20 protein-coding genes are annotated in these 22,066 nt (G+C 40.8%); 6 read left to right on the forward strand and 14 right to left on the reverse strand.

The window, feature by feature from the left end; translation table 11 throughout:
- Window positions 1-3 precede the first annotated feature (3 nt).
- From cydX to cydC, 3 genes are read left to right on the forward strand one after another with little or no spacing between them, the layout of a single operon-like run.
- Complete coding sequence (cydX, locus tag CWC11_RS12115; protein WP_058548368.1) at window positions 4-168, forward strand: cytochrome bd-I oxidase subunit CydX; 165 nt, start codon at window positions 4-6, stop codon at window positions 166-168.
- Complete coding sequence (cydD, locus tag CWC11_RS12120) at window positions 158-1,930, forward strand: thiol reductant ABC exporter subunit CydD (protein WP_138682901.1); 1,773 nt, start codon at window positions 158-160, stop codon at window positions 1,928-1,930. The genes cydX and cydD overlap by 11 nt, the downstream gene beginning before the upstream one ends.
- Window positions 1,923-3,662 (forward strand): thiol reductant ABC exporter subunit CydC, encoded by a 1,740-nt coding sequence (cydC, locus tag CWC11_RS12125; protein ID WP_138682902.1) that lies wholly within the window; start codon window positions 1,923-1,925, stop codon window positions 3,660-3,662. The genes cydD and cydC overlap by 8 nt, the downstream gene beginning before the upstream one ends.
- Here the strand turns inward: cydC and CWC11_RS12130 are convergent.
- The 14 genes from CWC11_RS12130 to rpsB form a co-directional block, all read right to left on the reverse strand.
- Entirely contained in the window at window positions 3,645-4,037 is a 393-nt protein-coding gene (locus CWC11_RS12130; RefSeq protein ID WP_104643012.1) for a septal ring lytic transglycosylase RlpA family protein, read from the reverse strand. The genes cydC and CWC11_RS12130 overlap by 18 nt on opposite strands.
- Window positions 4,038-4,183: 146 nt before the next feature.
- Window positions 4,184-4,954, reverse strand: a complete 771-nt coding sequence (lpxA, locus tag CWC11_RS12135) for an acyl-ACP--UDP-N-acetylglucosamine O-acyltransferase (RefSeq protein WP_058548372.1) — start codon at window positions 4,952-4,954, stop codon at window positions 4,184-4,186.
- 2 nt (window positions 4,955-4,956) lie between these two features.
- Complete coding sequence (fabZ, locus tag CWC11_RS12140) at window positions 4,957-5,409, reverse strand: 3-hydroxyacyl-ACP dehydratase FabZ (RefSeq protein ID WP_058548373.1); 453 nt, start codon at window positions 5,407-5,409, stop codon at window positions 4,957-4,959.
- Between the two features lie 26 nt (window positions 5,410-5,435).
- On the reverse strand, window positions 5,436-6,458 hold the full coding sequence (gene lpxD / locus CWC11_RS12145; RefSeq protein WP_138682903.1) for a UDP-3-O-(3-hydroxymyristoyl)glucosamine N-acyltransferase: 1,023 nt from the start codon (window positions 6,456-6,458) through the stop codon (window positions 5,436-5,438).
- A 7-nt stretch (window positions 6,459-6,465) separates the two neighbouring features.
- On the reverse strand, window positions 6,466-6,984 hold the full coding sequence (locus CWC11_RS12150) for an OmpH/Skp family outer membrane protein (protein WP_138682904.1): 519 nt from the start codon (window positions 6,982-6,984) through the stop codon (window positions 6,466-6,468).
- Between the two features lie 11 nt (window positions 6,985-6,995).
- Window positions 6,996-9,467 carry an outer membrane protein assembly factor BamA gene (bamA, locus tag CWC11_RS12155; protein WP_138682905.1) on the reverse strand — a complete coding sequence of 824 codons (2,472 nt, stop codon included), beginning with the start codon at window positions 9,465-9,467 and terminating at the stop codon, window positions 6,996-6,998.
- Between the two features lie 95 nt (window positions 9,468-9,562).
- A complete protein-coding gene (rseP, locus tag CWC11_RS12160) occupies window positions 9,563-10,915 on the reverse strand; it encodes a sigma E protease regulator RseP (RefSeq protein WP_138682906.1) in 1,353 nt (450 codons plus the stop codon).
- Between the two features lies 1 nt (window position 10,916).
- A complete protein-coding gene (gene ispC, locus CWC11_RS12165; protein WP_138682907.1) occupies window positions 10,917-12,122 on the reverse strand; it encodes a 1-deoxy-D-xylulose-5-phosphate reductoisomerase in 1,206 nt (401 codons plus the stop codon).
- A complete protein-coding gene (locus CWC11_RS12170) occupies window positions 12,119-12,985 on the reverse strand; it encodes a phosphatidate cytidylyltransferase (protein WP_058548378.1) in 867 nt (288 codons plus the stop codon). The genes ispC and CWC11_RS12170 overlap by 4 nt, the downstream gene beginning before the upstream one ends.
- A 20-nt stretch (window positions 12,986-13,005) precedes the next feature.
- A complete protein-coding gene (gene uppS / locus CWC11_RS12175) occupies window positions 13,006-13,767 on the reverse strand; it encodes an undecaprenyl pyrophosphate synthase (protein WP_058548379.1) in 762 nt (253 codons plus the stop codon).
- Between the two features lie 76 nt (window positions 13,768-13,843).
- The gene (gene frr, locus CWC11_RS12180) at window positions 13,844-14,365 is read right to left on the reverse strand and encodes a ribosome recycling factor (protein ID WP_247655286.1); all 522 of its coding nucleotides are present in this window, start codon (window positions 14,363-14,365) and stop codon (window positions 13,844-13,846) included.
- A 49-nt stretch (window positions 14,366-14,414) separates the two neighbouring features.
- A complete protein-coding gene (pyrH, locus tag CWC11_RS12185) occupies window positions 14,415-15,164 on the reverse strand; it encodes a UMP kinase (protein WP_058548381.1) in 750 nt (249 codons plus the stop codon).
- Between the two features lie 158 nt (window positions 15,165-15,322).
- Window positions 15,323-16,174 (reverse strand): translation elongation factor Ts, encoded by an 852-nt coding sequence (gene tsf, locus CWC11_RS12195; RefSeq protein WP_058548382.1) that lies wholly within the window; start codon window positions 16,172-16,174, stop codon window positions 15,323-15,325.
- 103 nt (window positions 16,175-16,277) lie between these two features.
- The gene (gene rpsB, locus CWC11_RS12200) at window positions 16,278-17,006 is read right to left on the reverse strand and encodes a 30S ribosomal protein S2 (RefSeq protein ID WP_058548383.1); all 729 of its coding nucleotides are present in this window, start codon (window positions 17,004-17,006) and stop codon (window positions 16,278-16,280) included.
- Between the two features lie 239 nt (window positions 17,007-17,245).
- On the opposite strand from rpsB, the gene map reads away from it, so the two are divergent.
- The 3 genes from map (at window position 17,246) to dapD (ending at window position 21,586) form a co-directional block, all read left to right on the forward strand.
- Window positions 17,246-18,064 carry a type I methionyl aminopeptidase gene (gene map / locus CWC11_RS12205; protein WP_283241009.1) on the forward strand — a complete coding sequence of 273 codons (819 nt, stop codon included), beginning with the start codon at window positions 17,246-17,248 and terminating at the stop codon, window positions 18,062-18,064.
- A 66-nt stretch (window positions 18,065-18,130) separates the two neighbouring features.
- Window positions 18,131-20,749, forward strand: a complete 2,619-nt coding sequence (glnD, locus tag CWC11_RS12210; RefSeq protein ID WP_058548385.1) for a [protein-PII] uridylyltransferase — start codon at window positions 18,131-18,133, stop codon at window positions 20,747-20,749.
- Between the two features lie 9 nt (window positions 20,750-20,758).
- Window positions 20,759-21,586 (forward strand): 2,3,4,5-tetrahydropyridine-2,6-dicarboxylate N-succinyltransferase, encoded by an 828-nt coding sequence (gene dapD, locus CWC11_RS12215; protein WP_010557180.1) that lies wholly within the window; start codon window positions 20,759-20,761, stop codon window positions 21,584-21,586.
- The last annotated feature ends 480 nt before the right edge of the window (window positions 21,587-22,066 follow it).

Genomic DNA, 22,066 nt, shown 5'->3' on the forward strand with positions numbered 1-22,066 from the left:
ATTATGTGGTATTTTGCTTGGATTTTAGGTGTACTTTTAGCCTGTACCTTAGGTGTAATAAACGTAATGTGGTACGAGTTTCACCAAAATAAAAACAGCATAGCTGATGATGAACAACCTATGCATGATTTATTAAACGAGAAAAACTCAGCTAAAAATGACGACTAACCCTCGATTAGATCGCGCGCAGCAGCAGTCTCTGCGCGCTTTTTTAAAGCTACAAAGTAAACCCGCTGCAATGTGGTTAAAGTTAAGCATTGCACTGGGTACTTTTAACGCTATTTTAATGATTGCAGGGGCTTACTTACTCGCCCAAACTATTCATAATGTAATGTTTGAAGGTGAAAGCCTTGCTCAAGTAACGCATTTACTTTGGCCACTTGCAGGCATTATTTTACTACGAGCCCTTTTTTTAGCACTAAGTGAAAGGCTAAGTGCCTTTGCTGCACTTGAAATCAAATCGGCTATGCGCCAAACCTTATTAACCAAATTAACCCAATTAGGGCCTAGCTACATTGAACAACGTGGTCAAGGAGCAACGCTTAACACCTTGCACGATGGCGTTGAAGCATTGCACGACTATTACGCTAAATACTTGCCTGGTGTTGCTTACAGTGCCCTTATTCCTATAGTAATTTTGGTGGTAATTTTTCCAACCGACTATAAAGCGGGTTTAATATTTTTACTAACCGCTCCGCTTATTCCCTTTTTTATGATTTTAGTTGGATCTAAAGCTGAAGATCTAAATCAAAAACGTTGGAAACAACTTGCCGTTTTAGGTAACTACTTTTTTGACCGCATACAAGGTTTAACGCAACTTAAGCTATTTAATGCCACCCGCACTGAGCTTGAACATATTGCTAAAATTTCTGATGATTTTAGACACGCCACACTTGATGTATTAAAAATTGCTTTTTTATCGTCATTTGCGCTGGAATTTTTAGCCACTATTAGCGTGGCACTCGTTGCGGTAATAATTGGCTTTAGGCTATTTTTTGGCACGCTAGATTTTGCAACCGGTTTTGTAGTGCTGCTACTTGCACCTGAATTTTATTTACCACTTCGCCAATTAGGTAGCCACTACCACGCTCGCTTGCAAGGTATTAGCGCTGCAGCCGACATGGTAACTATTTTAAATGCGCCGCTTCCTGAACAATCACAGCAAAACAACGCCCACGTTAGCGAGCCTATAAATACAATAAGCATTAACAACTTAAATTTTACATACCCAAACAGTAATGAAGGTATAAAAAATATAAACTTAGCCCTACCCAATAAAGGCTTAGTAGCTGTAGTTGGGGCGAGTGGCTCAGGTAAAAGCACTTTATTTGATTGCATATTAGGGTTTCACCCTCAGGTGATTGGGCAAATCAGTATTAATGACAAGCCACTAGATGCAACTAATATTAATACGCTACAAAATAAAATTGCCTGGATCCCGCAAACGCCAACGCTATTTTATCAAAGCATTAGCGATAACATCAAAATAGCAAAACCAGACGCTTCACAATTAGAGCTTGAACAAGCCGCGCACCAAGCCGGCGCTTTAGATTTTATAAACACGTTGCCTAATGGCTTTAATACATTGATAGGCGAGCAAGGCGAAGGGCTTTCTGGCGGACAAAAGCAACGTATTGCCCTTGCTCGTGCATTTTTAAAACAAGCGCCTATTTTAGTACTCGATGAACCAACGGCACATCTTGATAGCCAAACAGAGCAGCTTATTCAGCGTGCAATAAACGATTATGCAAAAACACATTTGGTACTGGTTATAGCTCATAGACTTAATACAGTAAAAAATGCCAACAATATTATTGTTATGCAAAATGGTGAGGTAGCACAGCACGGCACATACTCACACCTTGCTAAGCAAAATGGTGCGTTTAAAACACTGCTAAGCACTCAAGTGCAAGGAGCTGATGATGACTAATTTCATTAGGCTATTAAAGCTTTGCCGCCCGCACTATAAAGCTATGTTGCTGGGTACTTTTTTAGCCACTTTAACTGTACTTGCAAACGTAGGCTTACTCGCTATATCGGGTTGGTTTTTAGCTTCAATGGCAGTTGCAGGTATTGCTGGCGTGCAAATGAACTACTTTACACCCGCAGGGACTATTCGATTTTTAGCGATTGTTCGAACCGCATCACGCTATGGTGAGCGTTTAGTAACGCATAACGCGACGTTTTTATTGCTTAGTGAAATTCGCGTAAATATGTTTGCAACACTAAGTAAGCTAAACAATGTAGATTTAGCAATGAGCCGCAGCGCCGATTTAGTAAACCGCCTACAGAACGATGTTGATGCCCTAGATAAATTTTACTTAAACATATTACTGCCTATGCTAGTAGCGCTATTAAGCATACCTATTATTATGGTGTTTATGGCGGCCTATAATGCAAACGTTGCACTTATTTGTTTTACTGGCATTTTATTAATTGGTGTTGTTTTACCAGCGCTATTAAGTGCTAAATTAAACAAAAATAGCCATAAAGAAACACAACTAAGCGCTCAACTTAGAGCCGAACTTTCTGACACGTTAACAGGCCTTAGAGAGCTTAGTATTTATCAAGCCGGTGGCAATCAAATTTCAAAATGTGATGATTTGAATGAACAGTACAACCAGCAACTTTATAGTCGCCATAAAGCACTGGCAAACAGTGATGGCTTAAGCTTGCTGGTAGTGCAATTAGCCATGTTAGGCGCCATTGTTACCATTGTGCCATTGGTTTACAGCGGGGCCATGGTAAATGTAGAGCTTGCTATGCTAAGCCTATTTGTATTGGCAAGCTTTGAAAGTGTATTGCTCCTCCCTAATGCTTTTATAGAGCTACCTAATGTGCTAAAAGCCGCAGAGCGACTATTTACACTTCAAGATAAAGTATCTGTTCAGAACAATCACAGCGCTTTAATTGATACTAAGTTTGATAAAAATAATACCGCACTAACACTTAATAACATTAGCTATAAATACGATGAGCATAATGCATTAACTGATGTAAGCTTTATGCTAAAAGCGCAACAAAAAGTAGCCATTGTAGGTAGAAGCGGCAGCGGTAAAACCACGCTTGTAAATTTGCTAACTGGGCTATGGCCACTTCAACAAGGCAGCATTACGTTGAGTGATCAAAATAACTCGCAAGAACTACACTCACTAAGCAATGACACCCGCGCAAGCGTTATAGATATATTAGCGCAGCAGCACCATATTTTTGATGGCACCCTGAGTGAAAATTTACGCTATGCTGCACCAAGTGCTACAAAAGAAGAAATGCTTGAAGCCATTAAACTTGCGCAGCTAGAGCCTTGGTTTAATGATTTACAAGAGGGTTTAAAAACACGTTTAGGTACCGGTGGCAGAAGCGTATCCCAAGGGCAATCAAGGCGTATAGCCATTGCTCAGGCTTTATTACAAAACCCGGCTATTTTAGTACTTGATGAGCCTACCGAAGGGCTAGATAACCAATCTAAGCAAACCGTAATGAACGCCATTATGCAAGTAATGAGTAACGCAAGCGTACTTACAATTACCCACGACCCTGCTCTTCTTACTCAAATGAATAATGTTATATGGTTAGAAGACGGTAAAGTGGTTGCACAAGGCTCTCATAAAGAGCTCAGTAGCGCTTATCCAGATTATGTGGCACTAACTACCCGGTTTTAATACCTTTACAGACACGTCAATAACGCCGACTTTAGGGTCGGCTATCTTTTTAAACATGCTTTTTGATAAATCGATAATACGGCCACGTACATAAGGGCCTCTGTCATTTATCCTTACTATCACTGATTTATTATTAGCGAGGTTAGTAACAACCACCTTAGTACCAAAATCGAATTCTAAATGAGCAGCTGTTGCAGCTTGCTGGCTAAAGCGCTCTCCATTAGCAGTTGTTCTTCCGTGGTATTTATCAGCATAAAAAGATGCTTTTCCTACTTGAGTTATTTCTCCTGTAGATGACTTAATGAGTGGCTGACTACTACAAGCGGCTAATACTGAAGTAATAAAAAGAGTGACAACTAACTTAGGTAAACGCATAGAATGGCTTTTATTATAAAAATTAAGCGCATACTAACTTGAGTACCCTGAGTATTAACTGAATTGGCTTTAAACTCTGGGCAATAAAAAACCACCTTCGATTTATCATCTAGGGTGGTTTTTAATGCTCAAAGCAAAGTTTGTAATTATCTTACAATGCCGCGCTCAGAGCCTTTAACAAAATCTATCATGGTTTGCACTGCAGGATACTTTGCAGCGTCTTCACTTAGTGATGAAATCGCTTCATCAACACCTAAGCTCTTACGATAAAATGCTTTATAAGCACGACGTACTGCCATTATTTCATCGCTTTCAAAGCCACGGCGTTTCATACCTTCTTTATTGATTGCTGCAGGGCCTGCAGGCATACCAATAGTAGTAACAAACGGAGGTACGTCTTTATTAACACCCGAGTACATGCCAATAAATGCGTGATCACCAATTTTACAAAATTGATGCACACCTGAGTTACCACCTAAGATAACCCAGTCACCTACGTGCACATGCCCCGCTACACTTGCGTTGTTAGCAAAAATAACGTTATCGCCAATTACTGCATCGTGAGCCACGTGGGTATAAGCCATAAATAAGTTATTGCTACCAATTTTAGTAACACCTTGGTCCTGAATAGTACCGCGGTGAATGGTTGCACACTCACGAATAACGTTGTTATCGCCCATAATTAGCGTAGTAGGCTCGTTGTTGTATTTTTTGTCTTGGCAGGCTTCACCTACAGACGCAAATTGGAAAATATGATTTCCAGAGCCAATGGTAGACGGCCCTTTAACAACAACGTGAGACTCAATAATACAGTCATCACCGATCACAACATCATTGCCAATATAACTATACGGACCAACTGAGACATTGTTGCCTAGTTTAGCGCCAGGTTCGATTATTGCTGTAGAATGGATCACTATTAAAACTCTCTTCTCGCACACATAATTTCGGCACTACATACTACTTTGCCATCGACTCTTGCTTCAGCAGCAAATTTCCATATATTGCGGCGTTCTTTTAAAAACTCTACATGAAGGTGCATAGTATCGCCAGGAATTACCGGCTGCTTAAAACGAGCATTATCAACCGCTGCAAACAAATATAATTCGTTCTCGCTGCGATTCTCTACTGTTTTAAAACCTAGCAAACCCGTTGCTTGCGCCATGGCTTCTAATATTAGCACACCAGGAAAAATTGGCTGATTTGGGAAATGACCAGTGAAAATAGGTTCATTTATAGAAACATTTTTAATAGCATGTAAAGACTCGCCAGGTGTAAAGTCAATAACACGATCAATTAGTAGCATCGGGTAACGGTGCGGTAATAAACTTAAAATCTCTTGAATATCAAGGCTATTTAATTCGTTTGCCAAAATAGCATCCTTATTAGTGTTCAACGTTATGACTTAGCCAATGCTTCAAGCGCTTTAAGACGAGATTTCATGTCCGAAAGGTTACGCAAGTGAGCAATTGATTTACGCCATTCTTTGTTAGTTGTATGGGGCATACCTGATGAGTAAATACCCGGTTCGGTGATTGATTTAGTCACCATACTCATACCGGTAATTATAACACCATCACATACAGACATGTGACCATTAATTGCAGTCATGCCGCCAATTTGACAGTTCTTGCCAATGGTAACGCTTCCTGCAAGTACGGTGCAGCCAGCAATTGCTGTGCCCGAGTTAACTTCAACGTTGTGTGCTATTTGACACTGGTTATCAATAATAACATTGCTATGAATAATCGTGTTATCTAGTGCGCCGCGGTCAATAGTGGTACTTGCCCCTATTTCTACCTTGTCGCCTATGATCACTGAGCCAAGTTGCGGTATTTTCACCCACTGCCCGCGCTCATTGGCATAGCCAAACCCATCACTTCCTACAACACTATTTGCTTGAAACAAACAATCTGCGCCAATCTCAACATCGTGATAAATAGTCACACTAGGCCAAAGCTTAGTGCCAGAGCCTATTTTAACACGTTCTCCGATAAAACTGTTCGGACCAATTTGCGCGTTATCACCAATCACTGCATCAGCTTCAATTACTGCATTAGCGCCTACAGCGGCACTGTCGCTAACAATAGCTGATGGATGAATAGTTGCACTTGGATGAATGCCCGTAGAGGCAGAACGAGGCGTAGTATCCATAAATTGCGCTAGTTTTGCGTAACTCACATATGGATTGCCAACTATAACTTTACTGCCTTTAAAAAACTCAGCATCAGCTTGGCTAACTATTACAGCACTGGCTTGAGTGGTTTCAAGCTGCGTACGATATTTTGAGTTCGCTAAAAATGCAATATGCCCAGAACGGGCATTTGCAAGTGTAGCTATTTTTTTTATTTCTAAAGCGCCATCACCTTGAAGCTCGGCGCCTAGAAGTTCCGCAATTTGCGAAAGCGTATAATTTTGCATAGATAGATTATTTCTTGCTAACAGCTGCTACAACTTTAGATGAAAGATCCGTTACTTCTTTAGGGTTAAAGTAGATAGTTGTGTCTTTAACTTTAACTTCATCGAAGTCGCCATCTTTAGCAATTTCTTCAATTGTTTTGATGATCACACCTTGAACTTTAGCAAGCTCTTGGTTCTGGCGTGCTTTAATTTCTTGCTCTAAAGGACGACCTTGTTCAGCAAGATTTTTTTGCATGCCCTGAATTTTGTCACGTAGTGCATCTTTTTGAGCTTGGCTCATCGTTGTGCTTTCGCGCTTAAATTTTTCTGCTTCAAAGCGAATATCGCCTTGTAACTTTTCAAGTTCTTGGCGGCGCTCTGCAAACTCAGTCTGTAGCGATTGTTCAATTTTAGCCATTTGAGGAATTTGCTTGTAGATTTCTTGCATATCAACGATACCTACTTTGTGTGCAAATGCACTCGCTGAAGTACCCATCATTAATGTTGCTAAAACTGCTACTGCTGTTGATTTAAATAATTTTTTCACAAAAAACTCCTTTAGAAAGTGTTACTAATGTTAAAGCTGATCGTTTTCGTATCGTCATCTTCTTCTTTTTGCAATGGATACGCAAAACTAATCAACATTGGACCCATCGGAGAGATCCATTGTAATGAAAGACCGGTTGAAACCCTAAAGCGCATTGGGTCTGAATAGTCATCTAATTTAGCGCGCTCATCTGGCGCTAAGTTTTGATAGCGGTCTACGCTAAATTCAGTATCCCATACGTTCGCAGCATCTACAAAGAAGCTAGTACGCACAGAACTGGTATTTTCTTCATCTAAGAACGGTGTAGGAACAATTAGCTCCATACCCGCAACCGCTTTAGCGTTACCACCAATACGGCCTTGTGGAATCAATATATCAAACTGATCAGCCCCACCAATACTACCTGTAGTTGTACCATCAGCACCAGGTGTACCTGGAATAGACTGCGGTATACGTGATACAGCACGAGGTAATATTGTATTACGGTCAAAGCCGCGTAGTTCCATTTCCGTTATACGGAAGAACTCTTGGAATGGTAATGTTTGCTCATAACCATTTGTTGACCCATAACCATTACCGTAACCAAGCGCTGCACGCGTTGAGAACACCCAACGGTGATCGTTTGATATTGGCCAGTAAAAACGCGAATCATAGTTCAGTTTAAAGTACTGAAGGTCTGAGTTAGGCGTAGTTGCTGTTAAATTTAATGTTTGACGCGAACCCGCTGTTGGGAATAAACCACGGTTAACGGTAATACGCGACCAACCTACACTTAGCTCATACTTGGTAAAGTCAAAGCCAGCATCTGGATTTTCTGGATCTAAGAAAGTCTCACGAAGTACACGAGTTTGTTCGTACTCGGCAATATCTGAAAGCTCTTCTTTTATCCAACGAACACCAAAGTTAACACGATTTACAGCATCAATTGGGAAGCCAATATTAGTGCCTAAACCATAACTTTTCGATTTGTAATCTACTAAGCTAAACTTACTTGCATCATAGTTAGTGTAAAAAATACTGCTACCTTGCGATACACCATCTGGCGTGAAATAAGGGTCGGTGTAAGATAAGCTAATGCTTTCAGAACCTGTTGAAGTATTTAGATTTAAACCAATTTGATTACCCGTACCTAAAAAGTTAGATTCGGTAACACCAATATTAAACTGCAAACCAAGGTAAGAGCCATATGCAAGACCTGCATTAAAGCTACCTGCTGATTGTTCTTTAACAGTAAAATCTACATCTACTTGGTCATCAACACCCGGAACTGGTACTACGTTAAAATCAACGCTTTCCATGTATGCTAAACGCTGTATTTGTAGCTTTGAACGTTCAAGGTTTTGATTAGATAACCATGCACCTTCAAGTTGTGTCATTTCACGGCGAAGTACTTCATCAGCGGTGTTTTGGTTACCACCAACAATAATACGACGAACGTATACACGTTTACCCGGATTTACCGAAAGCGTTAACTGAACTTCTTGCTTTTCATCGTCAATTTCAGGAATTGTACGTACTTCAGCATTTGCATAACCAAAACGTGCTAAGTAGCTTTTAATAAATTCTTCAGAAGAAGTTACTACTGAACCGTTATATAACTCGCCAGCACGAAGTGGAATAACACTTTTAATTAAGTCTTCGCGGCCAAGTAAATCACCAATAAAGTCAAAGCCTTTAACGGTATATTTAACGCCTTCAGTTAAGTTAGCGGTAACGTAAACAGATTCACGCTCAGGGCTTACAGATACTTGAGTAGAGTCGATATTAAAGCGCAAGTAACCACGGTCTAAATAGTAGCTACGGATTTTTTCTAAATCGCCTTCAATGGTTTGCTTTTGGTAGCGATCGCTACCCATAAATTGCCACCAAGGTAAATCTTGTTGCGATTCAGCAAGCTTTAAAAGCTCTTCATTAGAAAAAAGCTCATTACCTACTAAGTTAATTTGACGAATTGACGCGGCATCACCTTCATCAAACTCTAATTTAAGTTTAACGCGGTTACGAGGCAACTTAGTTACGCTGATATCTACTTTAGCGTTGTATTTACCAATACTGTGGAAAAACTCAACTAGGCCCTTTTCGATATTATCGATAACGGTTTTATCAAGTGGCTCACCTTGGCGAATATCTTGCTGATCTAGAGATTCATTAAGCTGCTCGTCTTTAATATCTTTATTGCCTTCAAACTCAATAAAGCTAATGGTAGGACGTTCAGTTACTTTAAAAATAACGTTATTGCCATCGCGAAGCGCTTTTATGTTGTCAAAGTGCCCAGAACGATAAAGTGACTTTATTGTTTTTGAAATCGTGTAGTCATCTACGTTATCGCCTACGTTAATAGGAATATGCGTAAGCGCTGCACCAAGTGCTACACGCTGCAAACCTTCAACTTTAAGGTCTTCAACAATAAAGGAGTTTTGGCCTAGGGCTGCAAAACTTGCACCCAATAAACTTGTTACTGCCAAATGTTTTTTTATAGCCATTTTATTATCTTTATCCTTTACAACTGTATTACCGCATAGCATCAATTTAATGATGCTTTACAATCGTGTTCTAATTAGTAATTGTCACGCTGTAACTACAAACGCGATACATCATTGAACAAAGCGAAACATGTTAGAAAAATGAGCAGCAAGGCGCCCACTTTAAAACCAAACTCTTGTGTCTTTTCAGAGACCGGCTTTTTACGAAAAAGTTCAATTATGTAATACATTAAGTGTCCGCCATCAAGCACTGGTAAGGGTAATAAATTAAATACACCCAAGTTCACGCTTATTAAGGCTAAAAAGCTTAAAAAGGCCACTAAGCCATAGCTTACGCTAGTTCCAGCGCCGACTGCAATGCCAACCGGACCACTTAAATTTTTAACCGAAACCTGGCCTGTAATTAAATTACCAATCATGTCAAAACTTAGGGTAATTAAGCGCCATGTTTCTTTTGTGCCTCGCACGATACTATCGAGCGGGCCGTAATGTCTAGTCTCAACGTAGCCATCTGGCCACTGTTGTACAACAGGGGCAACACCTAAAAAGCCTTGCTCAATACCATTATTATCAACGCGCCCTTTCGGGGTCACTGTAATGGTTTTTATACTATCCTGTCTTTTTACACTAAATTGTAAAGATTTGTTAGCCGATTGCGTAATAAGATTAACTAATTGCTGCCAATTGCTTATAGTTTCACCGTTTACAGCCAATATAATGTCTTTAGCTTGTAAATCTGCCTGTTCTGCTGCTGAATTTTTAGTCACCGCTGCGATTGTGAGTGTAGCTTGAGGCCTAAATGGCACGATACCAAGAGAGCTAAGCGGTGGGATATCTTGCTGATCAAGCTTCCAGCCATCTAAATTAAGCGTTTTAACACGCGTCTGAAGATTTTCATCACGTACAATAACATCAACACTTTGCTCACCTAAACTAGACATAAGTGAAAATGTAGCATCTTGCCATGTAGCAATATCGTCATCGCCAATTTTTATAATATGTTGTGATGGCATAATACCAGCTTGCTCGGCTCGGCTGCCCTCAGTAATACTGCCAACCACAGGCTTAACCGACTGCACACCCACCATGTACATTGCTGCGAGCGCTACAATTGCAAACAAAAAGTTTGCCATTGGTCCTGCAGCTACAATGGCAATGCGTGCTTGAACTGATTTAGCATTAAACGATAAGTGACGCTCGTTTGCAGGTACTTCATCAACACGCTCATCGAGCATTTTTACATAACCACCAAGCGGAATCGCAGCAATTACGTATTCGGTTTTGTATTTATCGTGCCACTTTAAAAGCGGCTTACCAAAGCCAATTGAAAAACGCAGCACTTTAACACCCATCTTTCGGGCAACCCAAAAGTGACCGTATTCATGTATAGCGACTAAAATCCCTAGTGCTAAAATAAACGAGCCAAGATTCCAAAAAAAATCAAACATATTAGTGAGTCACTTTTGTTATAAATTGCGAAGCGCTAATTCGCGCTAATTTATCGCACTCAAGTATTTCTTCTAGGCTTTTAACATTGCTAAATGTTGCGGCTTCAAGTATTTGTGCATTAATTTTATAAATATCAGTAAAGCCAATCTGGCCTTTTAAAAATGCTGCAACAGCAATTTCATTTGCTGCATTAACCGTTGTTGTAGCGCCTTGCCCTGCACTACACGCATCTATAGCTAGCTGTAAGTTAGGGTAGCGAGCAAAATCAGGCTTAGTAAACGAAAAATCGCATATATCCGAGAAATTTAATGGTTTAACACCCGCGTTAATTCGATCTGGATAAGCGAGTGCATGTGCAATAGGCGTGCGCATATCAGGGTTACCCATTTGCGCTAAAATAGACCCATCATGGTATTGCACCATTGAGTGAATAATACTTTGCGGATGGATAACAACGTCAATGTCGCTGGTATCGCAATTAAATAGCCATTTAGCTTCAATAAACTCAAGGCCTTTGTTCATCATTGTTGCAGAGTCGACCGATATTTTTTGCCCCATAGACCAATTAGGATGCGCTACGGCTTCGCTAACTGTTACATCTTTTAAGGTATTTATATCACGCGTTAAAAATGGTCCGCCAGATCCGGTAAGAAGAATTTTACTTACACCGTTATCTTGCAGGTTTTTATCGCTTTGTGCATTTTGTAATGAATGAGGTAGGCATTGAAAAATAGCGTTGTGTTCACTATCAATCGGCAATAAGGTCGCTTTGTGCTGTTTTACTTTATCAATAAACAACTGACCTGACATTACTAACGATTCTTTATTGGCAAGCAATACTTTTTTACCGGCTTCTACAGCGCTAAGCGTAGGTAGTAAACCGGCAGCCCCCACAATAGCCGACATCACAGTGTCTACATCAGGATGAGCACATAAATCGCTCATAGCTTGCACTGAGTGCATAACTAGAGTTTGGCAAGGCGTATTATTTAAATGTGAACTAAGTTCCTCTGCGGCTACCTGAGTGGCCATAACAGCATAAAGTGGCTCGTGTTCGATACACAGTTCAGCCATTTTTTTAGCATTTTGGCCGGCTGTTAATGCAAATACATCAAATAATTCTTTATTTCGTGCTACTACATCCAATGTACTTAAACCAATAGACCCCGTAGCGCCTAAAATAACCAGCTGTTGCTTTTGGTTCATAAACTCAAGGTCCATGCGTAACACATAACAAACATTGGCGCTGCTGCAGTTAAGCTATCAATTCTGTCTAAAATACCACCATGCCCTGGTAAACAACTACCGCTATCCTTTAAACCGGCTTCGCGCTTAAACATACTTTCAAGTAAATCGCCAACAGCAGAAAATAAGGCAATAAATGCAGTCATCACAGCGTAAATAGGCCAAACAACTAAATCAACATCGGTAAAGTGGCAAAAAGCTAAAACAAAAACAATTGAAGCAACAACACCACCGGCTAGCCCTTCAATGGTTTTATTAGGGCTCACCTTTGGCATTAGTTTGTGTTTACCAAAGCTTTTACCTGAAAAGTAAGCGCCTACGTCAGCACTCCACACTATGCCTAGCACCACTAAAATTAGTACAGAGCCAAAGTGGGTCGATTCAGCATATTGCGCACTACGTAGGGTATTAAGCGCAAGCCATAACGGTACAAGCGTTAGGAGCCCGGCAATACCACGCATAACTAACCCTTCGTTCCACGCTTTAGCCATGGCTGGATAACGCCAAATTAAGTAACTGGCTACAATCCACCATGCAAAGGACAGTGTAAATAAGTAATTTGCATCCCCGGCTAACTTGCCATTTACCCATAACGATTCGATTGGCCAATGTAAATTAAGTAAGCCAAGCAAAGCCGCTATCAATACCACAAAAGCGCCACGTTTAAGCTTTCCACATAAGCCCATAAATGCTGACCACTCCCACGCACCCAGCATAACAATTGCACCTGCAAAGTAGCTAAATAACGTAAGTGGTGTGTAAAAAACCAGCGCCAGTGCAGATGGTGCTAGCACTAGAGAGGTTAAAATGCGTTGTTTTAACAAAATTGTGACCCTTATTCTATTTAGGTTTGAGCGAGTAATTGTTTTATTTGTTCGCCCGTACAACCAAAACGTCGCTCTCTGGCAACGTAACACGCAATGGCCTCAGCAAATGCTGCTTCATTAAAATCAGGCCAAAGTGTCTCGGTAAAGTAAAGCTCTGCATAAGCAGCTTGCCATAGTAAAAAGTTACTAATACGAACATCGCCACCTGTGCGAATGAGTAAATCAGGTTCTGCCTGATCTGCCATGCTCATATGCTGCGCTAAGCGCTCTTCTGTAATATCTTCTGCGTTGAGTGTGCCCTGCGCCACTTGCAAAGCAAGCTGTTTAGCCGCATTAGCCATATCCCAACGACCACCATAGTTTGCTGCAACATTTAAACACAGCCCGGTGTTATTTTCAGTTAACTTATGTGCAGCGTCTACTTTGCTACGCAAGCTTTCTGAAAACCGTGATAAATCTCCAATAATGGTCAGTTTTACATTATTTTTATGAAGCTTTTTTACTTCTTTTGTTAAAACAAATAAGAAAAGCTCCATTAAAGTGTTTACTTCGTCTTCTGGGCGGCGCCAGTTCTCACTACTAAAAGCAAATAAGGTTAACGACTGTATCCCTAATTTAGTACAAAACTGAACTGATTGACGAACAGCGTCCACGCCTTTTTTATGCCCGAACACACGAGGTCTATTTCTAGCTTGAGCCCAACGTCCATTCCCATCCATGATGATGGCAACATGCTTAGGTAAACTTTGCTGTGAAATTGTGTCAGCGTCTAGAACCATAAATATTGACTATTCCATAAAAAAACGCCGCCTAGTATACCCCAGACGGCGTTTCAAAACTAATAAAATTAGCTGTTTAGATTTCCATCAATTCTGTTTCTTTGGCTGCTAATTGAGCATCCATTTCTTTGATAAACTTATCTGTAAGCTTTTGAATTGCATCTTCTGCTTGACGAGCTTCATCTTCAGAAATATCTTTTTCTTTAAGCAGAGATTTAACATCACCATTTGCATCACGACGAATGTTACGAACAGCAACACGGCCGCCTTCTACTTCACCGCGTACAATTTTAATTAAATCTTTACGACGTTCTTCCGTAAGCGGAGGAAGAGGTACACGAATAACAGTACCTGCTGACATAGGGTTTAAGCCTAAGTCAGACGCCATAATTGCTTTTTCAACAGCTTGCGCTAAAGATTTATCGAATACGCCAATGGCAAGTGTACGTGAATCTTCAATCGTCACGTTAGCTACTTGGTTAAGTGGAGTATCTGCACCGTAGTACGACACCATGATGCCGTCTAAAATTGCAGGGTGAGCACGACCAGTACGGATTTTAGATAATTGGCTACCTAGTGCTGCTACACTCTTTTGCATGCGCTCTTGCGCATCTTTTTGAATATCGTTAATCACGGTTTAATCCTAATTATTTGATTACTTCATCTGAGGCTTGTGAAGAGATAAGTGTTCCTTCTTCTTCACCCATAATTACGCGTTTTAACGCGCCTGATTTATTCATGTTAAATACGCTCAATGGCATATTATGATCGCGGGCTAATGTAAACGCCGCTAAATCCATAACTTTTAATTCTTTATCAATGATTTCATTGTAGCTTAAGTGACGGTAAAGCGTCGCTTCTGGGTTTTTAACAGGATCATCACTGTAAACGCCATCAACTTTTGTTGCTTTAATTACTGTGTCAGCTTCAATTTCGATACCGCGTAAACACGCTGCAGAATCGGTAGTAAAGAAAGGGTTACCTGTACCGGCTGCAAAAATAACAACACGGCCAGATTTTAATAAACTAATTGCTTCAGCCCAGTTGTAAGCGTCACATACACCGTTTAGTGGGATTGCCGACATTAAACGACAGTTTACAAATGCACGGTGCAGCGCATCACGCATTGCAAGGCCATTCATAACGGTTGCAAGCATGCCCATGTGATCGCCTACTACGCGGTTCATACCTGCTTCAGCAAGCGATCCGCCTCGTAAAAAGTTACCGCCGCCGATAACCAAACCCACTTCTACGTCGAGTTCTACCAGCTCTTTAATCTCTTGAGCCATACGATCTAATACTTTTGGGTCGATGCCGAAGCCTTCGTCTCCCATTAAAGCTTCACCACTTAATTTGAGAAGAACACGTCTAAAAATAGGTTTACGATTGATAGTCATAGTATTGGGGCCAACTTTTATTAAAATATGGGTAAAAAATAACCGCGCTTATGATAAACATAAAAGCGCGGTTATTTTAAAGAATTTCTATGCGTGACGCAAAACCAAATAGTACTTTAATTGCATCTAATTTCCTTATGCATCACAAATAGTTAATCTTACTGACCTTTAGCGGCTGCAATTTGAGCAGCAACTTCAGCAGCAAAATCTTCTTCTTTCTTCTCGATACCTTCACCAACTTCTACACGTACAAAGCCAGTAACTGTTGCGTTTTTCTCGTTAAGAACTTCGCCAACAGATTTTTTAGGTTCCATGATGAAAGCTTGACCAGTAAGAGAAACCTCACCAGTGAATTTTTTCATGCGTCCAACAACCATCTTCTCAGCGATTTCAGCAGGCTTGCCTTCGTTCATCGCGATGTCGATTTGAACTTGCTTTTCTTTTTCTACAACGTCTGCAGGAACATCAGCAGGCGTTAAGTACTCAGGGCTTGAAGCAGCAACGTGCATTGCAACGTGCTTAAGTGTTTCTTCGTCAGCAACACCAGCAACAACAACACCAATACGCTCACCGTGACGGTACTCAACTAGGTTTTCACCAGCGATGTACTGCAGGCGACGTACGTTGATGTTTTCGCCAATCTTAGTAACTAGCTCAACACGGTCTTCTTCAAACTTAGCTTGTAAGTCTTCGATAGAGATTGTTTCTGCGATTGCAGCGTCAGCAACTTTGTTAGCAAATGCTAAGAAGCTTACGTCTTTTGCAACGAAGTCTGTTTGACAGTTAACTTCAACAAGTACAGCAACACCAGCGTTTTGCTTGATGATGATAGTACCTTCAGCAGCAATGTTACCTGCTTTTTTAGCAGCTTTAGCAGCGCCACTTTTACGCATGTTTTCAATCGCTAACTCGATGTCGCCATCAGTTTCAGTTAACGCTTTTTTACAATCCATCATGCCAGCGCCAGTACGCTCGCGTAATTCTTTAACTAGGGCAGTAGTTACAGCCATTAGTAAATCCTCAAATCTGAAATCAGGTTAGATAAGCGGGTTACCCGCTCGACAAGAATAGCAAGTCTTCACCTTAAAAAGATGAAGACTTGATGACAGCTAATTACTCAGCTTCTACGAAGTCGTCTTTCTCAGCTTGAGCAACAATGTTGTTCTCACGACCTTCAGTGATAGCAGTAGCTACAGCACTTGTGTAAAGGTTGATTGCACGGATAGCATCATCGTTACCAGGTACGATGTAATCAACACCGTCTGGGTTAGAGTTAGTATCAACGATTGCAACAACTGGAATACCTAGGTTGTTTGCTTCACGGATAGCAATGTGCTCGTGGTCAGCATCGATAACGAAAAGCGCGTCTGGAAGACCGCCCATGTTTTTGATACCACCAAGGCTCTTTTCAAGCTTTTCCATTTCGCGGTTAAGCATTAACGTTTCTTTCTTAGTTAATTTCTCGAAAGTACCGTCTTGGCTTTGTACTTCAAGGTCTTTAAGACGCTTGATTGATTGACGTACAGTTTTCCAGTTAGTCAACATACCACCTAACCAACGGTGATTTACGAAGAACTGGTCGCTTTGTAAAGCGGCTTCTTTAACTGCGTCGCTTGCTGCGCGCTTAGTACCAACGAAAAGAACTTTACCTTTGTTTGCAGCAGCACTTGATAAAAACTTAAGTGCGTCGTTGAACATTGGTACTGTTTGCTCAAGGTTGATGATATGTACACGGTTACGTGCGCCGAAGATGAAAGGCTTCATCTTAGGGTTCCAGTAACGTGCTTGGTGACCAAAGTGAACACCAGCTTGAAGCATATCGCGCATTGAAACGTTTGCCATTTTATAGATCCTCTATAGTTGTTTAGGGTTAGGCCTCCACATATCCCATAGCACCAACACCGAAGTATTTAAACTTCAAATGCACCCAAGTGTATGTGACGATACGTGTGTGTGTTAAAATAAAATTGTGTTTGCCTTAAATACAAAAAATCATTTAAGAATTTATTTGTAAAAAGACGGCGCGCTTTATACCATATTAAAATTAAATACTCAACGTCGCGTGCAAAATTTGTGCGACGATAAATGTTAAAAAACGCAACTTTGGAGCCTCAATGAGCGCTGTGATCAAGACCCCTGAAGAAATTGAAAAAATGCGTATAGCCGGGCGTTTAGCGGCAGACGTGCTAGAAATGATTGGACCACATGTAGTGCCAGGTGTAACTACTGATGAGTTAAATACAATTTGTCATGATTATATTGTAAATGTGCAAAAAGCGATTCCTGCTCCGCTAAATTACCATGGTTTCCCTAAGTCGGTTTGTACCTCTGTAAATCACGTAATTTGCCACGGAATTCCAAACGACAAAGCTTTAAAAGATGGCGACAGCGTAAATATTGACGTTACCGTTATCAAAGATGGTTACCACGGCGACACCTCAAAAATGTTTCACGTAGGTACACCAAATATTCAAGGAAAGCGCCTTGCAGAAGTAACACAAGAAAGCTTATACCTTGCTATTAAAATGGTAAAACCAGGTGTACGTTTAGGTGATATTGGCGAAGCTATTCAAAAATATGCAGAAAGCTTCAACTACTCAATTGTTCGCGAATACTGCGGCCATGGTATCGGTAGCGAATTTCACGAAGAGCCACAAGTGATGCATTACGGTAAAGCAGGTACGGGTGAAACGCTAAAAGCAGGTATGTGTTTAACTATTGAGCCAATGGTTAATGCGGGTAAGCGCCAATGTAAACTGCTTAAAGATGACTGGACTGTTGTTACACGTGACCGTAGCTTGTCTGCGCAGTGGGAACACACATTATTAGTGACTGAAAATGGAGTTGAAATTTTAACGCTTCGATCAGATGATACTATCGAGCGGATCATAGAACACTAATAAAACCGAAACACTTGATAAGAAAAACCTTATCCGTGTGAAAGGTTCAACAAGGAGCCAGCCCACGTGGCATTACCCAACAAAGTAAAAAAGTTGCTTAGCGATGCTGAGCAACTTAGTGATTATCGCGATTGTTCTAGCTATTTTTATAAATGGTTACATAACGAATTTTCTAAACAACCGGTTGGTAATTTAATTAATGCCCGGGCTGAGTTTATTGACCGCCTACTAATAAAGTTATTTCATGTTTACGATTTAGCGCGCGAACCTGATTTAGCGCTTATTGCTGTGGGCGGGTACGGCCGTGGTGAATTACACCCCTACTCCGACATCGACTTTTTATTGCTAGTAACTCAACAACCTAGCGAAGAAATATGCGAAAAAATTGGCCAATTTGTTACCATGCTTTGGGATCTCAATTTAGAGATAGGCCACAGTGTGCGCACCATTGAGCAAGCCATTGAGCAAAAACGTGAAGACGTTACATTTGCCACCAGCTTGCTTGAAAGCCGCCTAATTTTTGGTAACCACATTGAGTTTGAAAAACTCAAAACACATATTATCGAAACCCCAGTTTGGCGCTCAGGTGAGTTTTTTGTTGCTAAAGTGCAAGAGCAAAATCTTCGCCACAAAAAATGCCACGGCACAGCGTATAACCTAGAGCCCAATATAAAAGAAAACCCAGGTGGCCTGCGCGACTTACAAACTATAATTTGGGTTGCTAAAAAGCACTTTAGAGCCGAAACACTGCAAGAGCTAATAAGCCACGGCTATTTAACTCATGAAGAGTTTCAGGAGCTTTCAGAGTGTTTAGAGAACTTATGGAATATTCGCTTTGCGCTGCATTTAGCTGCAGGTCGCTCAGAAAACCGATTATTGTTTGATCACCAACCCAATGCTGCAGAAATTTTAGGTTTTGGTAGTGATGGTAAATCGTCGGTTGAGCGCATGATGAAGCGTTTGTTTAGAATAATGAGCCGCGTGCGCGAGCTTAATCAAATGCTACTTTCGTACTTTGAACAAAGCATTATTCCAGAAACCATAGAAGCGCCAGTTGTAGAACTTGATAGAAATTTTGAACGCGTTGGCCATCAAATAAGAGTAAAAAATCCATCTGTATTTTTTAGGCGCGACCAGCTGTTTGTTTTATTTGAACACATAGCCGACAACCCTGAAATCACTCATATTTACCCAAGCACCATACGCACAATTCGCCAAGTTCGTAGGCGCCTATTGGGCGATTTACAAGATTACGCTGCGTGTCGCGAAGCATTCTTACGCCTGGTAAAACACCCTAATGGCATGGGCCGCGCGTTTACCCTTATGCATAAACACGGCATGTTAGCCGCATATTTACCACAGTGGCGTAATATATTTGGGCAAATGCAGTTTGATTTATTTCATGCCTACACAGTAGATGAGCATACCCATAAGCTTATTAAAAATATTTACCAATTTTTTGATAAAACCGGTATCAGTGAGTTTCCTATTTGTAGTGAAATAGTGACCCGTATGGATAAGCCCGAGCTACTTTATTTAGCCGGAATATTTCATGATATTGCTAAAGGCCGTGGTGGAGATCATTCAGAGCTTGGCTCAGTGGATGCCATTGCTTTTTCTAAATTACATGGCTTCCCATCGTCAGACGGCAAGCTGATATCTTGGCTTGTTGGTAACCACTTACTAATGTCGGTAACCGCACAGCGTAAAGATATAAACGACCCAGGTGTAATTAAAGACTTTGCATCACGCGTAAAAACAGAACGCCAGCTCGACTACCTATATTGTTTAACCGTTGCCGATATTCGCGCAACCAACGACAACTTATGGAACGACTGGAAAAACACGTTACTGCGCGAACTCTACTTACATACTCAACGTGCGCTACGCCTAGGGCTTGAAAACCCAATGGATCAACGCGACCAAATTCGCGATAAAAAGCACCAAGCTAAACAGCGCTTACTTAATTTAGGTCATTTTGAAGAACAAATAGACTTAATTTGGAGCCGTTTTAAAGCAAATTACTTTACCGCCTTTAGTGAGCAACAAATATCGTGGCACAGTGAACATCTGCTTAAATGCACCGATTTAAGCCAGCCAAGTGTAGTTGTATCAGATAAAGCCATGCACGGTGGAACACAAGTCTTCGTATACAGCCCCTACTCTGGGCCATTGTTTGCTCGCTTAGTGAGTGTAATTGGTACTAAAAAAGCACAAATACAACATGCTCAAGTACTTACCACCAAAGACGGTTACGTACTATTTAACTTTGTAATACTTGAAGTAAATGGTGAGCCTATCGCAAGCAGCCGCGCGCAATCTATTAAACGCGGCCTTGAACAAGCACTTAGCGATCCACGTAAAAAGATTCGATTTAAAAAGAATCGCTCACAACGATTTAAAGACTTTAATATTAAACCGAAAATTGTGCTGCGCCCTCATGCACGCAAAGACCGCAGTTTAATAGAAATACAGGCCGTAGATATACCTGGCTTATTAACCAAAATTGCCGAAGTTTTCCAAGCCCATTTATTACACATTCATGCTGCCCGCATTACAACGGTAGGTGAACGTGCTGAGGATTTCTTTGTCGTATCAAATAACGAATATCAAGCGCTGACTGATGAAGAGCAAGTTAAAATTCATCAGGCATTACGTAAAAAATTCAACGCCGAAACAGAATAAGGACACACCATGTCAGATTTAAAAACCATGATAGAAAACGCGTGGGACAACCGCGACAGCATTAGCCCAAGCACCGTATCTAGCGATGTTAAACAAGCTATTATCGACGCACTAGAGTTACTTGATAGCGGCGCTGCCCGCGTTGCAGAAAAAATATCAGGCGAATGGGTTGTACACCAATGGCTTAAAAAAGCCGTATTACTGTCGTTTCGTATTCGCGACAATCAACCAATGAACGACGGCGTAAACCAATTTTATGACAAAGTACCGCTTAAATTTAGCGACTACACGCCAGAGCAATTTCAGCAAGGCGGCATGCGCGTAGTACCAAATGCGGTAGCCCGTAAAGGCAGCTTTGTAGGTAAAAACGTCGTACTTATGCCATCGTACGTAAACATTGGCGCATATGTAGACGAAGGCACTATGGTTGATACATGGGCAACTGTAGGCTCATGTGCACAAATTGGTAAGAACGTACATTTATCTGGCGGCGTTGGCATAGGCGGCGTTTTAGAGCCACTACAAGCTAACCCAACCATCATTGAAGACAATTGTTTTATTGGCGCACGTTCTGAAATTGTTGAAGGCGTAGTAGTAGAAGAAGGCGCTGTAATTTCAATGGGCGTTTACATCAGCCAAAGCACCCGTATTTACGACCGTGAAACTGGCGAAATTCACTACGGCCGCGTACCAGCAGGCGCAGTAGTTGTACCAGGCGCACTACCATCAAAAGATGGCACCCACAGCCTATACGCTGCAATCATCGTTAAAAAAGTTGATCAACAAACACGTGAAAAAGTAGGCATCAACGCCCTACTTCGCTCGATTGATGATTAAAAAGAAGCGATAAGCTTTTAGCTGTAAGCCCTAAGAAGATTGATTTTAATCGTACGTTGGGTTGAGTAAAACCAACGGCACATTAAAGTTTAGTGTTTTAGCAAAAGTTTGATTGTATATTAAAAGCTCTAAACCTTTGGTTTAGAGCTTTTTTGTTTACAGCAGTGAACTATTAATCAAACAGCATTATATTTGTCTTAATAAGTAATATATTAGCTGAACCTGTAAAACCTGAATTCTCACCTTCATTATTTTTTCCATTAAGATTCATGCACAGATCATTATAAAATTTAAAATATCATCGAAAACATAACTTAATAAAATAAAATAAAATAATATTGAGTGTTTAATCAAAATAATAAAAAACACTTGTTTTAAAACAACAGGCATATACAACACAAGATACTGAATTAGCCAACACACCCAAGATATAATAAGGTAGTAAAGCATAATTGAAAGTTAGCAATTAATATTAAGGAT

This window comes from Pseudoalteromonas sp. S3178, assembly GCF_005886985.1.
In the GTDB taxonomy this organism is placed as follows: Bacteria; Pseudomonadota; Gammaproteobacteria; order Enterobacterales; family Alteromonadaceae; genus Pseudoalteromonas; species Pseudoalteromonas carrageenovora.

Bases quoted from the DNA above. Each gene is read 5' to 3' on its own strand.
- lpxD (WP_138682903.1), bottom strand. From the start codon at position 6,458: ATGCAAAATTATACGCTTTCGCAAATTGCGGAACTTCTAGGCGCCGAG.
- uppS (WP_058548379.1), bottom strand. From the start codon at position 13,767: ATGGTTCTAGACGCTGACACAATTTCACAGCAAAGTTTACCTAAGCAT.
- CWC11_RS12130 (WP_104643012.1), bottom strand. From the start codon at position 4,037: ATGCGTTTACCTAAGTTAGTTGTCACTCTTTTTATTACTTCAGTATTA.
- pyrH (WP_058548381.1), bottom strand. From the start codon at position 15,164: ATGACTATCAATCGTAAACCTATTTTTAGACGTGTTCTTCTCAAATTA.
- ispC (WP_138682907.1), bottom strand. From the start codon at position 12,122: ATGAACCAAAAGCAACAGCTGGTTATTTTAGGCGCTACGGGGTCTATT.
- tsf (WP_058548382.1), bottom strand. From the start codon at position 16,174: ATGGCTGTAACTACTGCCCTAGTTAAAGAATTACGCGAGCGTACTGGC.
- rpsB (WP_058548383.1), bottom strand. From the start codon at position 17,006: ATGGCAAACGTTTCAATGCGCGATATGCTTCAAGCTGGTGTTCACTTT.
- bamA (WP_138682905.1), bottom strand. From the start codon at position 9,467: ATGGCTATAAAAAAACATTTGGCAGTAACAAGTTTATTGGGTGCAAGT.
- cydD (WP_138682901.1), top strand. From the start codon at position 158: ATGACGACTAACCCTCGATTAGATCGCGCGCAGCAGCAGTCTCTGCGC.
- cydC (WP_138682902.1), top strand. From the start codon at position 1,923: ATGACTAATTTCATTAGGCTATTAAAGCTTTGCCGCCCGCACTATAAA.
- frr (WP_247655286.1), bottom strand. From the start codon at position 14,365: ATGCAAAAGAGTGTAGCAGCACTAGGTAGCCAATTATCTAAAATCCGT.
- dapD (WP_010557180.1), top strand. From the start codon at position 20,759: ATGTCAGATTTAAAAACCATGATAGAAAACGCGTGGGACAACCGCGAC.
- rseP (WP_138682906.1), bottom strand. From the start codon at position 10,915: ATGTTTGATTTTTTTTGGAATCTTGGCTCGTTTATTTTAGCACTAGGG.
- cydX (WP_058548368.1), top strand. From the start codon at position 4: ATGTGGTATTTTGCTTGGATTTTAGGTGTACTTTTAGCCTGTACCTTA.